This window comes from Streptomyces sp. NPDC004732 (assembly GCF_040609235.1).
Classification (GTDB): domain Bacteria; phylum Actinomycetota; class Actinomycetes; order Streptomycetales; family Streptomycetaceae; genus Streptomyces.
This window is the reverse complement of sequence record NZ_JBEXJR010000005.1, coordinates 583,789-598,077: the sequence shown is the minus strand read 5'-3', so window position 1 is coordinate 598,077 and position 14,289 is coordinate 583,789. Positions and strand designations below refer to the sequence as shown.

The 14,289-nt window shown below is 72.0% G+C and carries 12 protein-coding genes, 1 pseudogene and 1 riboswitch; of the genes and pseudogenes, 8 read left to right on the top strand and 5 right to left on the bottom strand.

Annotated features, from left to right (window positions below; genetic code table 11):
* Positions 1–159: 159 nt before the first annotated feature.
* From ABZV77_RS18165 to ABZV77_RS18140, 6 genes and pseudogenes are all read left to right on the top strand, one after another.
* Positions 160–705: an Lrp/AsnC family transcriptional regulator gene (locus ABZV77_RS18165; protein ID WP_356257317.1), complete on the top strand. Its 546-nt coding sequence runs from the start codon at positions 160–162 to the stop codon at positions 703–705.
* Positions 690–2,069 carry an aspartate aminotransferase family protein gene (locus tag ABZV77_RS18160; RefSeq protein WP_356257314.1) on the top strand — a complete coding sequence of 460 codons (1,380 nt, stop codon included), beginning with the start codon at positions 690–692 and terminating at the stop codon, positions 2,067–2,069. Before ABZV77_RS18165 ends, ABZV77_RS18160 begins: the two co-directional genes overlap by 16 nt.
* 198 nt (positions 2,070–2,267) lie before the next feature.
* Positions 2,268–2,957, top strand: a pseudogene (locus ABZV77_RS18155) (ATP-binding cassette domain-containing protein); the annotation flags it as partial.
* Positions 2,958–3,196: 239 nt separating this feature from the next.
* Positions 3,197–4,426 carry a hypothetical protein gene (locus tag ABZV77_RS18150; RefSeq protein WP_356257311.1) on the top strand — a complete coding sequence of 410 codons (1,230 nt, stop codon included), beginning with the start codon at positions 3,197–3,199 and terminating at the stop codon, positions 4,424–4,426.
* Between the two features lie 146 nt (positions 4,427–4,572).
* A complete protein-coding gene (locus tag ABZV77_RS18145) occupies positions 4,573–4,977 on the top strand; it encodes a VOC family protein (RefSeq protein WP_356257308.1) in 405 nt (134 codons plus the stop codon).
* Between the two features lie 37 nt (positions 4,978–5,014).
* The gene (locus ABZV77_RS18140) at positions 5,015–6,163 is read left to right on the top strand and encodes a Rossmann fold nucleotide-binding protein (protein ID WP_356257305.1); all 1,149 of its coding nucleotides are present in this window, start codon (positions 5,015–5,017) and stop codon (positions 6,161–6,163) included.
* A gap of 10 nt (positions 6,164–6,173) precedes the next feature.
* Here the strand turns inward: ABZV77_RS18140 and ABZV77_RS18135 are convergent, their stop codons facing one another.
* Entirely contained in the window at positions 6,174–7,328 is a 1,155-nt protein-coding gene (locus ABZV77_RS18135) for a glycosyltransferase family 4 protein (RefSeq protein WP_356257302.1), read from the bottom strand.
* A 142-nt stretch (positions 7,329–7,470) separates the two neighbouring features.
* Between ABZV77_RS18135 and ABZV77_RS18130 the strand changes: the two genes are divergently transcribed.
* Both ABZV77_RS18130 and ABZV77_RS18125 read left to right on the top strand, forming a co-directional pair.
* The gene (locus ABZV77_RS18130) at positions 7,471–8,679 is read left to right on the top strand and encodes a histidine kinase (protein WP_356257299.1); all 1,209 of its coding nucleotides are present in this window, start codon (positions 7,471–7,473) and stop codon (positions 8,677–8,679) included.
* Positions 8,673–9,344 carry a response regulator transcription factor gene (locus ABZV77_RS18125; protein ID WP_356257296.1) on the top strand — a complete coding sequence of 224 codons (672 nt, stop codon included), beginning with the start codon at positions 8,673–8,675 and terminating at the stop codon, positions 9,342–9,344. The genes ABZV77_RS18130 and ABZV77_RS18125 overlap by 7 nt, the downstream gene beginning before the upstream one ends.
* A 36-nt stretch (positions 9,345–9,380) precedes the next feature.
* Here ABZV77_RS18125 and ABZV77_RS18120 read toward each other — a convergent pair whose 3' ends face one another.
* The 4 genes from ABZV77_RS18120 to ABZV77_RS18105 form a co-directional block, all read right to left on the bottom strand.
* On the bottom strand, positions 9,381–10,181 hold the full coding sequence (locus tag ABZV77_RS18120; RefSeq protein ID WP_356257293.1) for a maleylpyruvate isomerase family mycothiol-dependent enzyme: 801 nt from the start codon (positions 10,179–10,181) through the stop codon (positions 9,381–9,383).
* Positions 10,182–10,251: 70 nt separating this feature from the next.
* Complete coding sequence (locus ABZV77_RS18115; protein ID WP_356257290.1) at positions 10,252–11,280, bottom strand: ABC transporter ATP-binding protein; 1,029 nt, start codon at positions 11,278–11,280, stop codon at positions 10,252–10,254.
* Positions 11,280–12,890 carry an iron ABC transporter permease gene (locus tag ABZV77_RS18110; protein WP_356257664.1) on the bottom strand — a complete coding sequence of 537 codons (1,611 nt, stop codon included), beginning with the start codon at positions 12,888–12,890 and terminating at the stop codon, positions 11,280–11,282. Before ABZV77_RS18110 ends, ABZV77_RS18115 begins: the two co-directional genes overlap by 1 nt.
* A 77-nt stretch (positions 12,891–12,967) precedes the next feature.
* The gene (locus tag ABZV77_RS18105; RefSeq protein WP_356257287.1) at positions 12,968–14,053 is read right to left on the bottom strand and encodes a thiamine ABC transporter substrate-binding protein; all 1,086 of its coding nucleotides are present in this window, start codon (positions 14,051–14,053) and stop codon (positions 12,968–12,970) included.
* A 76-nt stretch (positions 14,054–14,129) separates the two neighbouring features.
* Positions 14,130–14,246: riboswitch (TPP riboswitch) on the bottom strand.
* Between the last annotated feature and the right edge of the window lie 43 nt (positions 14,247–14,289).

Genomic DNA, 14,289 nt, shown 5'->3' with positions numbered 1-14,289 from the left:
GGCCCTCCAAGTCAGATGTCCAATGGATGAGACACCCACCCTAGTCGCTACACCGACGCTTTCAACATACCCAGCCGCCCAGAACTGCGGAATCCGTGAGGATTGAAGTCCCAGACAACGAATTTCATCGATTGAGCCTTGCGGAAGTGACGAGACGTCGTGCACAGTGAGGCCGTGGCCAGTCGCAGCGCAGACCCCAGCACCCCTCGCAGCTCCCGCACCGGAACCCCTGGCGGAAGCGGCAGTGGGAACGGCACCCCTCCCGTGGACGCCGTATCTCTGGCGATCATCGAACAGCTCCAGGAGGACGGACGCCGTCCGTACGCCGCCATCGGCAAGGCCGTCGGCCTGTCCGAAGCGGCCGTGCGCCAGCGCGTCCAGAAGCTGCTCGACCAGGGCGTGATGCAGATCGTCGCCGTCACGGACCCGCTCACCGTGGGCTTCCGCAGGCAGGCGATGGTCGGCATCGACGTCGAGGGCGATGTGGACCCGGTCGCGGACGCCGTGGCCGCCATGCCGGAGGCCGAGTACGTGGTGATGACCGCGGGCTCGCACGACCTCCTCGTGGAGATCGTCTGCGAAGACGACGACCACCTGCTCGAAGTCATCAACAAGCGCATCCGCGCCCTCCCCGGCGTGCGCTCCACCGAGAGCTTCGTCTACCTCAAGCTCAAGAAGCAGACCTATATGTGGGGAACCCGATAGCCGTGAGCAAGGACCTCAGCCAGACCGCGTACGACCACCTGTGGATGCACTTCACCCGCATGTCGGACTACGAGAACGCACCCGTGCCCACCATCGTGCGTGGCGAGGGCACCTACATCTACGACGACAAGGGCAAGAAGTACCTGGACGGCCTGTCCGGCCTCTTCGTCGTCAACGCGGGCCACGGCCGTCACGAGCTCGCGGAGACCGCCTACAAGCAGGCGCAGGAGCTGGCCTTCTTCCCGGTGTGGTCCTACGCCCACCCGAAGGCCGTCGAGCTGGCGGAACGTTTGGCCGACTACGCGCCGGGCGACCTCAACAAGGTCTTCTTCACCACCGGTGGCGGCGAGGCCGTCGAGACCGCGTGGAAGCTGGCGAAGCAGTACCACAAGCTCACCGGCAACCACACGAAGTACAAGGTCATCTCGCGCGCGGTCGCCTACCACGGCACCCCGCAGGGCGCCCTGTCCATCACCGGTCTGCCCGCCCTCAAGGCCCCCTTCGAGCCGCTGGTCCCCGGCGCGCACAAGGTGCCGAACACCAACATCTACCGCGCTCCGATCCACGGCGACGACCCCGAGGCCTTCGGCCGCTGGGCCGCCGACCAGATCGAGCAGGAGATCCTCTTCGAGGGCCCGGAGACGGTCGCGGCCGTCTTCCTGGAGCCGGTGCAGAACGCGGGCGGCTGCTTCCCGCCCCCGCCCGGCTACTTCCAGCGCGTGCGCGAGATCTGCGACAAGTACGACGTGCTGCTCGTCTCCGACGAGGTCATCTGCGCCTTCGGCCGCCTCGGCACGATGTTCGCCTGTGACAAGTTCGGCTACGTCCCGGACATGATCACCTGCGCCAAGGGCATGACCTCGGGCTACTCCCCGATCGGCGCGTGCATCATCTCGGACCGCATCGCCGAGCCGTTCTACAAGGGCGAGAACACCTTCCTGCACGGCTACACCTTCGGCGGCCACCCCGTCTCGGCCGCGGTCGGCATCGCCAACCTCGACATCTTCGAGAAGGAGGGTCTCAACCAGCACGTCCTCGACAACGAGGACGCGTTCTACCAGACCCTCCGCAAGCTGCACGACCTGCCGATCGTCGGCGACGTCCGCGGCAACGGCTTCTTCTACGGCATCGAGCTCGTGAAGGACAAGGCCACCAAGGAGACGTTCAACGACGAGGAGACCGAGCGCGTCCTGTACGGCTTCCTCTCCAAGGCGCTCTTCGAGAACGGCCTGTACTGCCGTGCCGACGACCGCGGCGACCCGGTCGTCCAGCTCGCCCCGCCGCTGATCTCGAACCAGGAGACCTTCGACGAGATCGAGGGCATCCTGCGACAGGTCCTCACGGAGGCGTGGACGAAGCTCTGATCGGTTCGTAGCAGTTTTTGATCAAAGGTGTGATCAACACCGGCCCGGGGGCCGCCGTTCGAGTGAGAACGAGCGCCCCCGGGCCGCGTCGTTTCCGGGCAAGTCCGCCTGAATCCCTACCGTGCCCAGTGACCGATCGGCCCCGCCTTCGTTCCCCCGTACGGGGGATTCGAGCTGATCTGAACCGAGGTGTACGCCATGGTGGCCCCGCCGGACAACGACGTGCTGTGGGCACGCGCCCTGCATGTCACGCACAACGGCTCCCCCGCCCTCACCGGCGTCTCGCTCGGTGTCCGCGAGGGCGAGATCCTCGCCGTCAACGGCCCCCGTGGCAGCGGCAAGACGACCCTCCTGCAGTGCCTCTCCGGCCAGCTGCTCCCCGAGCAGGGCGAGGTGTGGTTCAACAGCACCCCCGTCCACACGATGGGCCCGCTCGTACGCGAACGGCTGCGCCGCGACCGCTTCGGCTGGATCGACCCCGAACCGCACCTCGTCCCCGAGCTCACCGCCTGGGAGAACGTCGCCCTGCCGATGATGCTGCGCGGCGCCTCGCACCGGGTCTCCAAGCCCGCCGCCCAGGAGTGGCTTGACCGCCTCGACATCGGCGGCTGCGCCCGTAAGCGCCCGCACGCGCTCCTCCAGTCCGAGCGGCAGCGCGTCGCCATCGCCCGCGCGCTGGTCACCACGCCGTCCGTGCTCTTCGCCGACGAGCCCACCGCCCCCCTGCACCGCGCCGACCACACGCTCGCGCTCCGCACGCTGACGACGGCGGCCCGCTCCCACGGCATCACGGTCGTCCTCGCCACACACGACCCGGAAGTCGCCACGCTCGCCGACCGCACGGTCACCCTCCTGGACGGCCGCCGCGTGAACACGGTGCATTTGCCGGGGGCGGCGGGGGGCGCCGACGCGTCCGGCGGCGCGGCTCGGGCGACCGCTCCCCGGCCAGCGAAATCGACGGCGACAGCAACAGTGACAGCACCAGCAACTGCAGGCGCTTCCGGTACGCCGGGCACCACGAGCACGACGAGCGCCGCAGCCACCACAGGTACCGCAGGCGCCACGAACACCACCGGCACCACGGCCACCACGGCCACCGCCTCCGCCCAGACGGAAGGCCGGGCCGCGTGCTCGCTCTCCGTCTAGCCCGGGGCGCGCACCCGCTCGTCCAGCTGCGGCGGCTCCTCGTCGCCGCCGCGTCCGCCGGCACCGGCTTCCTGCTGCTCTGCACCCTGGCGTACGCGATGGAGCACCCCGGAGCGGGGGCCGCGCTGCGGCTCGCGTGGTGTCTCGCGCCGATCGCCGCCACCGTGTACTTCGCCGTCGCCGTCGCCCGTACCGACCCCGGCACCCGGCCCCGCAGCGGCCTCTCCGCGGTGGGCCTCGGCCCCGTCCGGCTGATGGTGCTCGCCGCGATCTCCACGGCCGTGGCCTGCACCCTCGGCTCCATGCTGGCGCTGCTCTTCTTCCTGCATCTGCGCGGCGACGTCTCGGGGCTCCCCTTCGACGGGGCGGCGGCCGATCTGCTGGCCGCCCGCCGTCCGCTGCCGGTCGCCGCCGCACTCACCCTGCTCGCCCTGGTCCCGCTCGCCGCGTCGGCGGCAAGCGCGTTCGTGCTGCGACCGCCGCGGCCACGGCGACCGGGCGCCTCGAAAGCCACCAGGGCCAATGCCGAGAAAGGCACCGCGACCGGCACGGAGTCCGCCCCCGAGTCCACGGGCGGGTCGGAGCCCGGCGCCCCCGCCACGCCGCCGAGCGGCCTGCCCTGGGGCGTCGCGCTGCTCGCGGCGGGCCTCGCCGTGGAGACGTACGCGAGCCGCTCCGGCAGCGGTCCGCGCTCCGGCTTCCCCATGCCGGGCAGCGCCGACGGCAGCCCGGCGGGCGTGCTCGCGGGCTGGGCGCTGACCGCGCTCGGCCTGGTCCTCGCGGGCCCCGGACTCACGTACCTCTGCGGACGGGTCGTCCAGGCGGTGCGGCCCGGCGCCGTGCGCCTGCTTGCGGGGCGTGTCCTCCAGGAAGAGGCACGGCGCATCGGACGTCCGCTCGGCGTGCTGTGCGCGGTGGCGTCGGGGGCGTACGCCTCGATCGTGCTGTACGCGGGTCCGCGCCCCGAGGCCGGTCCGCTCACCACGCTCGGCGCGCTGCTCGTCGCGGGCTGCGCCGTGCTGACCCTGGCCACGGCCTCCGTAGAGGCCCGGCAGTCCCGCTCGGACACGACGTCCGCGCTGCTGCGGCTCGGGGCGCCCGCGACGATGCTGCGCGGTTCGGCGGCCCTCCGCGCGGGCGCGCTCGTCGCCGTGTTCGGGCCGCTGACCTGGGTCGTCGCTCAGCTGGCGGCAGTGCCGCTGACCCCGTGACAGCGCATCGGCAGCACTGCGAAAAGGAAGATCCGAAGGAAGATCCGAAGAAAGTCCGCCACGAGCGATGAGTTCCGAGTCGAACGGATGTCTATCCCTCCGTAAGCACACGCGCTGACAGCGCACACACACCGGGAGAGACACTCATGTACCAGCAGATGATCTTCGTGAACCTGGCCGTGTCCGACGTCGCCGCGTCGAAGAAGTTCTTCACGGAGCTCGGCTACACGATCAACCCGCAGTTCTCGACCGACGAATGCGCGTGCGTGACGATCAGCGAGACCATCGTCGCCATGATGCTGAGCAAGGAGCACTACGCGAACTTCACGCAGAAGGAGATCGCGGACTCCACCAAGACCAGCGAGGCGCTGATCTGTCTGAGCGCCGAGAGCCGCGACAAGGTCGACGAGCTCGTCGACAGAGCGATCGCCGCGGGCGGCACCGCGGGCAAGGTCCAGGACTACGGAACGATGTACGGCCGCGGCTTCGACGACCTGGACGGCCACACCTGGGAGATCATGTGGATGGACCCGTCCGAGGTCCAGGGCTGACCGAGCCCCCGGCATCCGGCCTGCTTAGCATGGGCGGATGCAGCCGACTCCCGAACGCGCGTCCACCCCGCAACTCCCCGGCGAGGACCGTGAGATCGAGACCCTCTCCGAGTTCGACGAGGTGACCGGCCGCGGCGCCCTCGCGGGGTGCCGCGTCCAGGCCGTCGACCTGACGGAGCGCACCTCCGCCCTCCTCGCGGCCGACGTGGCGGGCGCCGTCTTCCTCGGCTGCCCCATGCGGGAGGACGCGGCGGCGAAGGTGCGGGCGGGCGGCGCGCTGGTCTTCCCGCCCGTCCCCGGACTGCCGTTCAACCCGTACCGCGGCCTGCTGTACACCCCCGACGACCTGTTCACCGGCCTCGCCGACGGCGGGTACGAGGCGACGCCGGACGCCCACGCGTACGACTGGTTCCAGCGCACCAAGGCCGACGGCGACGTCTTCTCCTCGATGCTGCGCGCCATACACGACGACTCCATCTCCGACGCCCTCGACGAACTCCTCGTCGGGTCGCGGGTGGTCGGCGTCATGGGCGGCCATGCGATGGCCCGCGGCACCGAGGCGTACGCGGGAGCGGCCCGGCTCGGCCGCGCGCTGGCCCGCGCGGGCTTCACGGTCGCGACGGGCGGCGGCCCCGGCGCGATGGAGGCGGCGAACCTCGGCGCCTACGCGGCCCCCTTCGACGACCCGATGCTGGACAAGGCCCTCGAACTCCTGGCCGAGTCCCCGTCGTTCACGCCGTCGGTCACCGACTGGGCCCAGGCGGCCTTCGCGGTCCGCGAGCGGTGGCCGGACGGCGGCGCCTCGGTGGGCATCCCCACCTGGTTCTACGGCCACGAGCCGCCGAACGCGTTCGCCTCGCACCTGGCGAAGTACTTCGCCAACGCCACCCGCGAGGACGGCCTCCTGGCCCGCTCGAACGCGGGCGTCGTCTTCCTCCCCGGCGCGGCGGGCACCGTCCAGGAGGTCTTCGACAACGCGACCCCCAACTACTACGAGTCCCGTGGCGAGCCCACCCCGATGGTCCTCGTCGACCGCGCCCACTGGACCGAGCACCTGCCGGTGTGGCCGCTGCTGCAGTCGCTGGCCCGCGGCCGGTCGATGGAGTCGCGGATCGCGCTGGTGGACGACGTGACGGAGGCGCCGGACGCGCTGCGCAGGCTCGGGGCGGCGGCCGGCACGGGCTGAGCCGCCGGGGTCAGGGGGTCGGTCCGCACCGCTGCAGCAGCCCCGCAAGCACCTCGTACGACCGCCCCCAGTCCCACTCCTCGCACACCCACGCCCGCCCCTTCTCCCCCATCCCGCGGGCGAGTGCGCGATCCCGCAGGAGCCGTACGAGGCGGTCCGCGACGGCCGCCGGGGAGCGGCCGTCGACCACGTAACCGCTCTCGCCGTCCAGCACGGCGTCCGGCGCGCCCCCGGAGTCGCCCGCCACGACCGGCAGTCCGGCCGCGGCCGCCTCCAGGAAGACGATGCCGAGCCCCTCCACCTCCAGGCCGCGCCTGCGCGTGCGGCACGGCATCGCGAAGGCGTCGGCGGCGGCGTAGAAGTGCGGCATCGCGTCGTGCGGGTGGCCGCCCGCGAAGACCACGTCGTCCGCCACGCCCTCCTCCGCGGCCAGTTCGCGCAGCCGCGCCTCATGCGGGCCCGTGCCCACGAACAGCAGCGTGGCGTCGGCGACGGCCCTGCGCACCATCGGCAGGGCCTCGATCAGGGTGTCCTGCCCCTTGCGCGGCACGAGGCGCGCGGCGCACAGGACGACGGGCCTGCCGTCGCCGAGCCCGTACCGCTCGCGCACCGGCCGCCCGTCCAGGCCTGGCCTGAACGCCCGCGCGTCGACACCGGGCACCAGCCGCTCGAACCGCACCCCGGGATCCATGGCCCGCCGCACGGGCCCCCGCGTGCTCTCCCCCAGGTACGTGACGCGGTCGGCACCCGCCCCGATCCGCCGGAGCAGCGCACGGGCGCCCGGCGTGCGGGCCCACCACACCTCGTGCCCGTGCGTCGTGGCGACCACCGTGCGCACCGACGCCTCCCGCCGCAGCCGCCCGGCGAGCAGCCCGAGCGGCGCGGCAGCACCGAACCAGACGCTGTCGCAGCCGTACTGCCGGGCGAGGGCGACGGCCTGGTCCCCCGTGCGCCGCGTCGGCAGGAGGGTGCGCGCCCGGTCGCGTACGACGGGATGGGGGAACGTACGGTCGTACGTCCCGTCGCCCGGCTCGGCCGAGGTGTAGACGACGGCGGCACCGGGCGGGAAGCGTCGTACGAGCGTGTCCACGAAGGTCTCGATGCCGCCCTGCCGGGGCGGGAAGTCATTGGTGACGACAAGGGTGCGGGAAGAAGTGCGGGGCATGCTCCGACGCTAGGAACCCCTGGCCCGCGGCGCGTCGCACGAGGCTCCGCACCCGGAGGTCAACCCGTGGCATGACATCGGGCTCCGGCCTCCACCCTGACGCCGACGCACCCGCACCGCGCGGCCCGGAAGAATCAGGGGCATGAGCACGACGACCCTGCGTCGGCGCCTGCGCGCGCTGACCGACGCCCCCGCCTACCCGTGGCTCACGGGCGCGGCCCTCACCGTGGGGGCGGCCGCCGAACTCGTGGCGTTCCCCGGCTCGCTGACCAACGCGACCGCCATCCTGTTCTCCACCGCCTCCCTGATGTGGCGCCGCGCCTTCCCGCCGGTCGCCCTGGTCACCGTGGCCGCGGGACTGCTGAGCTTCGGCGCCGACACCTCGCTGTCCATCGCCGTGATGGTCAGCGGGCTCATCGGCTGTTACGTGCTCGCCCGCCACCGCGTCCTGCACCCGGCACTGCTCGTGACGGGCGGCGCGCTCGGCGCCGTGGCGGCGAATCTCTGGCACATCCTGAGCTGGGCGCGGGACGACCGGCTGCCCGACGTGCCCGCGCTCGGCAACGCGGGCTCGCTGGGCCTCTTCGCGGAGGCGTTCGGGCTCTCCGCGGTGATCCTCGGCGCCGTCAGTATGGGCGACGCGGTGCGCGCCCGCGAGGAGACGCGGCACGAACGCGCGCTCGCGCAGGCCCAGTTGATCGCGGTGGAGCGGCGTCGGGCCGCCGAGGCGGAGCGTGCGGCGATCGCCCGCGAACTGCACGACATCGTCTCGCACTCGGTGTCGATGATCGCGGTGCAGGCGGAGAGCGCGACGTACACGACTCCGGGGCTGACCCCGCAGGCCAGGGACGGCTTCCAGCAGATCGCAGGGACGGCCCGCGACTCGATGGCGGAGCTGCGCCGCCTCCTCGGCGTCCTGCGCACCCCGCAGCGCGACGGGACGGCGGCCGCGACCTCCCCGCAGCCCACCCTCGACCGCCTCGACGACCTCCTCGCGCAGCACCGGGCGGTGGGCGGCAGCGCGGAGCTGCGCGTGACCGGGCAGCGCGTGCCGCTGGCCGCCGCATGGGAGCTGTCCGCGTACCGCATCGTGCAGGAGTCGCTGACGAACGCCCGCAAGCACGCGCCCGGCGCCCGCGCCACGGTCGAACTCGGCTACCGCAAGGACCGGTTGACGCTCCGCGTGACCGACGACGGACCCGGACCCCCGGAACCGCCGGGACCCGGCAGCTCCCCGACGGGCCACGGCCTGACCGGCATGCGCGAACGCGCCGCCCTCGTCGGCGGCACCCTCAGCGCGGGCGCGGGCCGGACCGGCGGCTTCGCGGTGGAGGCGGAACTGCCGTGGTGATCAGGACCCTCGTCGCCGACGACCAGGCCGTCGTCCGCACCGGCTTCGTCAACCTGCTGGGCACCCAGGACGACATCCAGGTGGTCGCCGAGGCCGAGGACGGCGTCCAGGCCGTCCGCCTCGCCGCCGAGCACCGCCCCGACCTGGTCCTCCTCGACATCCGCATGCCGCACATGAACGGCATCGACGCCGCCCGCGAGATCCTCGCCGCGTCCGAAGGCGCGACGAAGGCGCTGATGCTGACGACGTTCGGACTCGACGAGTACGTGTACGAGGCGCTGGCGGCCGGGGCCTCCGGCTTCCTGCTCAAGGACGCCACGTTCCCCGAACTCCTGCACGCGGTGCGGGTCGTGGCGGCCGGTGACGCGCTGCTCTCCCCCGAGATCACCCGGCGCGTGGTCGCGGAGTTCACCCGTCAGCGGGCCGCCGCGCCCCCGGCCCCCGCGGGTGACGTCGACGGGCTCACCGCCCGCGAGGCCGAGGTGCTCGTCCTCATCGCGCAGGGCCTGTCGAACGCGGAGATCGCCCAACGGCTCACGATCACCGACCACACCGTGAAGACGCACATCAACCGCCTCTTCACCAAGATGGGGCTGCGCGACCGGGCGCAAGCGGTGATCCTCGCGTACGAACTGGGGCTGGTCAGGCCGTCGGCGCCCAGGTGACGCGGCCGCTGGAGCACTGGACCAGCCGGACCTCGGTCAGCCGAACGAGGCCCGCTCCAGCCAGAAGTCCAGCAGCTCCCGCTCCCCCAGGACCTCCACGTACCCGCTGTCCAGCGGCCGCCGACGGTAGAAGGCGAGCAGCACCTCCGTGAGCGGGCCGCGCAGCGCAACCGTCGCCTTCGCGTGGCCGCGCCGCCAGGTGAACCCGTCGTCGCCGAACTCGATGAGCCACTCGGCGTCGAGGCCCGCGGGCGCGTCGGTCGCGTGCAGGTGGATGCTGCGCCCCGCGCCCCTGAGCTCGGACGCGCTGTCCTCGGGGTCGGTGCGCTGCGCGTGCGCGACGAGGTCCAGCCATTCGTCGATCGCGTCCGCGGCGACGTCGGGCTCGACCTCGTACGCGATACCGGCCGCGATGGCCGCGTCGGCGCGGTGCACGGCCAGCTCGTGCGTCATGCGGCGCGCCCAGAACGCGGCGCTCCGGTCGTCGGCCCACGACCAGACGGCGGCGTCGGCGCCCGCGGTGCGGAACGTCGTCGCGCCGAGCTCCGCGGTGCGGGCCAGCCAGGCGTCCAGGGCGGCCGGATCGTCGCGCTCGGGGCCCTCGGGGCCCTCGCACTCCGGGATGTCCTCCTCCGGGATGTCCTGCTCGGCACGCGTCGCGACCAGGCGCTCGCTCCAGCGCACCGCGCCGCCCATGTGCCGCACGAGCTCGGCCAGTGTCCAGTCGGGGCAGGTCGGCACGGTGACCGAGAGGTCGGCCCCGGTCAGTGTGGTGCGCAAGAGGTCGAGCTGCCGGGCGACTTCGTCGCAGTACCGCTCGTGGCCGAGTGTCGTCATGGCCGAACACTAGATCGACACGGGCTGAATGACACCCGCGTTTAGCACCTCGCTGTTCGAGCCGCCGCACTCAGCCGAGCACCACCACGTCCTCCGCGTCGAACCCGACGCCCACCGTCTCCCCGACCTCCGGCGCCCGGCGCAGCGCGCACGCCGCCTCCAGGCGCGGCCCCTCCACCGGCTGCAGATGGACGGCGACATGGGTGCCGCGGAAGGTGCGCGCCGTGACCACGCACGGCAGCCCGTCCTCGGCGGACACGAGCCGCACCCCGGCAGGCCGCACCAGGATCTTGTGCTGCCCGGCCGGGACGCCGTCGGGGACGGGGACCTTGCCCCACACCGTGTCGGCGGCCGCGCCCTCCACGGCCGCCCGCACGACGTTGTCGAAACCGAGGAAGCGCGCCACGAACTCGTCGGCCGGGCGCTGCCACACCTCCAGCGGGGTGCCGGACTGGGCGATCCGCCCGTCCCGCATGACGACGACGCGGTCGGCGAGCGCGAACGCCTCGCCCTGGTCGTGCGTGACGGCCAGCACGGTCGTGCCCAGCTCGTCGAAGAGTTCCCTGAGCTCGACGACGAGGCGCTCCCGCAGCGAGCGGTCGAGCTGGCCGAGGGGCTCGTCGAGCATCAGGAGCCGGGGCCGCGGCGCGAGCGCCCGCGCCAGCGCCACGCGCTGCTGCTCGCCCCCGGAGAGCGAGGCGACCGCGCGCCGCTGCGCCTTGGGGAGGCCGACGAGGTCCAGCAACTCGGCGACCCGGTCGGCCTGTTCGCCGCGCGAGGCGCCGTGCATGCGCAGCCCGAAGGCGACGTTGCCCGCCACGTCGCGCTGCGGGAAGAGCTGGTGGTCCTGGAACATCAGGCCGACGCCCCGCTTGTGCGCGGGCACCCCGCGCTGGTCGCGCCCGCCCAGGAGGACCTGACCGGCATCGAGCCCCTGCAGCCCGGCGACCGCCCGCAGCAGCGTCGACTTGCCGCTGCCGCTCGGCCCGAGCACACAGACGATTTCGTGCTCGGCGACATCGAGGTCGACGGCGTCGAGCACGGCCCGCGCCCCGAAACGCACCGTCGCGTCCCGCAGGCTCAGCAAGGCGTCCGTCATCAGAACTCCCCCGTGGTGCGGTCGGTCCGGACGCGTTCCAGGAGCAGCAGGGACACCGCGCACACCACCATGAGAATCGTCGAGAGGGCCATCGCCTGGCCGTAGTTGAGGTCACCCGCGCGGCCGAGCAGCCGTGCCACGGCGACCGGCAGCGTCGGGTTGTCGGGCCGCGCGATGAAGACCGTCGCCCCGAACTCGCCGAGCGAGACGGCGAAGGCGAACCCGGCGGCGATCAGCAGCGCCCGCCACACCATCGGCAGGTCGACCTCGCGCCACGCCCGCAGCGGCGACGCCCCGAGCACGGCCGCCGCCTCACGCAGCCGCCCGTCCACCGCACGCAGGACGGGCAGCATGGTGCGTACGACGAAGGGCACACCGACCAGGGCCTGGGCGAGCGGCACCAGGATCCAGGAGGCCCGCAGATCCAGCGGCGGCTTGTCGAGTGTGATCAGGAACCCGAAGCCGACGGTCACCGCGGAGACGCCGAGCGGCAGCATGAGCAGCGCGTCGAACCCGCGCACGAGTCGGCCCGCGCGCCGGGTGAGGGCGGCGGCCGCGAGCCCCCCGATCAGCACGGCGATGGCCGTGGCCACGACCGCGTACTGCAGTGAGTTCCAGATCGCCTCGATCGGCGGCACCAGGAAGGCACCGCCGTCCGCCGAGGTGAGCTCCCTGTAATACGCGAGCCCGAACCCGTCGGGGCCATCGAAGGAGCGCTGGATCAGCACACCGAGCGGCAACAGGATCAGCAGGGCGATCGTCGCCATGACGAACCCGAGCAGCGTCCACTGCCCGGCGCCGCGCGGCCTGCGCGCCACCGCCGAGGCGTCGACGAGCTTCAGCGCGCTCTCGCGCCGCCGCACCGTCCATGCGTGGATCGCCAGGATCAGCCCGACCGCGGCGAACTGCACGAGGGTCAGGACGGCGGCCGTCGGCAGATCGAGGAGCTGCGCGGTCTGCCGGTAGATCTCCACTTCGAGCGTCGAGTACGCGGGACCGCCGAGGATCTGCACGACGCCGAAGGAGGTGAAGGTGAAGAGGAAGACCATGAGCGCGGCCGCGGCCACCGCCGGTGCGAGCGCGGGCAGCGTCACCGTCCGCCACGACCTCCAGCGGGAGGCGCCGAGCATCCGCGCGGCCTCCTCCTGCCGCGGGTCGAGCTGCGACCACAGCCCGCCCACGGTCCGTACGACGACCGCGTAGTTGAAGAAGACGTGCGCGAGCAGGATCGCCCACACCGTGGTGTCCAGGCGTACGCCCCACAGCTCGTCGAAGAGCCCGCCCCGCCCGATCAGCGCGAGGAAGGCCGTACCGACGACGACCGTCGGGAGCACGAAAGGAACGGTGACGACGGCCCGCAGCACCCGCTTGCCCGGGAAGTCGAAGCGCGCGAAGACATACGCGCCGGGGAGCGCGATCAGCAGCGTGAGCACCGTCGACGCGAGCGCCTGCCAGGTGGTGAACCACAGCACGTGCCGGATGTCGGACTGCCCGAGGACGTCCGTGATCCGCCCGAACTGCCAGCCGCCGTCGATGTGCAGCCCGCGCGCGACGATCGCCGTGACCGGGTAGGCGAAGAAGAGCGCGAAGAACGCGACGGGCACGGCCATCAGGCCGAGCCGCGCCGCGCTCCCGCGACCGGACCCGCCACGAAGGCGGGACTTGGCCGTGTCGTCGGCTCCTTCGGTTACTTCAGTACGAGCGAGGTCCACGACTTGATCCACGGCTCGCGGTTGTCGGCGATCTTCTTCGGGTCCAGCGTCTCGGGCTTGTCCACCGTCACGCCGTGCTCCGTGAACAGCTTCGGCAGCTTGGTGCCCTCACGCACCGGGTTCACGAACATCTTCAGCGGCATGTCCTCCTGGAACTCCTGGCCCGCGAGGAAGTCGAGGAGCGCCTTGCCGCCCTTCTCGTTCCCTGCGTTGCTGAGCAGGCCCGCGTACTCGACCTGGCGGAAGCAGGTGCCGGTCGCGACGCCGGTCGGCGCCTGCTTCGGCTGCGGATCGGCGTAGAGGACCTCGACGGGCGGCGAGGAGGCGTAGGAGACGACGAGCGGCCGGTCGCCCTTGGCCTTCTTGCCGCCCGCGGACCCGGAGAACTCCTCGTTGTAGGCCTGCTCCCAGCCGTCGACGACCTTGACGCCGTTGGCCTTGAGCTTCTTCCAGTAGCTCTCCCAGCCGTCGTCCCCGTACTTGGCGGCGGTGCCGAGCAGGAAGCCGAGGCCGGGAGAGGAGGTCGAGGCGTTCTCGGTGACAAGCAGGTTCTTGTACGCGGGCTTCGTCAGGTCCTCGAAGGACTTCGGCGGCGCCAGCTTCTTGTCGGCGAAGTACTTCTTGTCGTAGTTGACGCAGATGTCACCGCTGTCGACGGGCGTGACCCGGTGCTTGTCCCCGTCGGCCCGGACCGCGGGCTTGATCTTGTCCGAGCCCTTGGCCTCGTACGACTGGAAGAGCCCGTTGTCGAGCGCCCGGGACAGCAGCGTGTTGTCGACCCCGAAGAAGACATCGCCCTGCGGGTTGTCCTTGGAGAGGATCGCCTTGTTCACGGCGGCGCCCGCGTCACCGTCCTTGAGGACCTTGACCTTGTACCCGGACCGCTTCTCGAAGTCCTGCAGCACGTCCTTGGAGACGTTGAAGGAGTCGTGACTGACGAGCGTCACGCTCTTGGAGTCGGCCTTCCCCGACCCGCCGTCGGAGCTGCCGCACGCGGAGACGGCGACGAGCCCGATGCCCACCGCCACGGCGGTGAACGAGACCTTCTTGGTGGTGCTCACTGAATTTCCTCCTGGGTGACCAGGAGAAGACGCGGCCCCGCCCGCGCACCGACGGCACGCGGGCAGGGCGCTACAGCTTGAGTGATGCCCGAACTTCCTACCCAGAATGACCTGGGCGAGGTTCAGAGGGTCTGCGGCCCACCTGTCCAAGGTGCCGCACTCTCAGCGCTGTGGCGCTCCCCTGTCGGAATATGCAGATGTGTGTACTCGTACGGAGCCGTACGCCCGCCAGACTA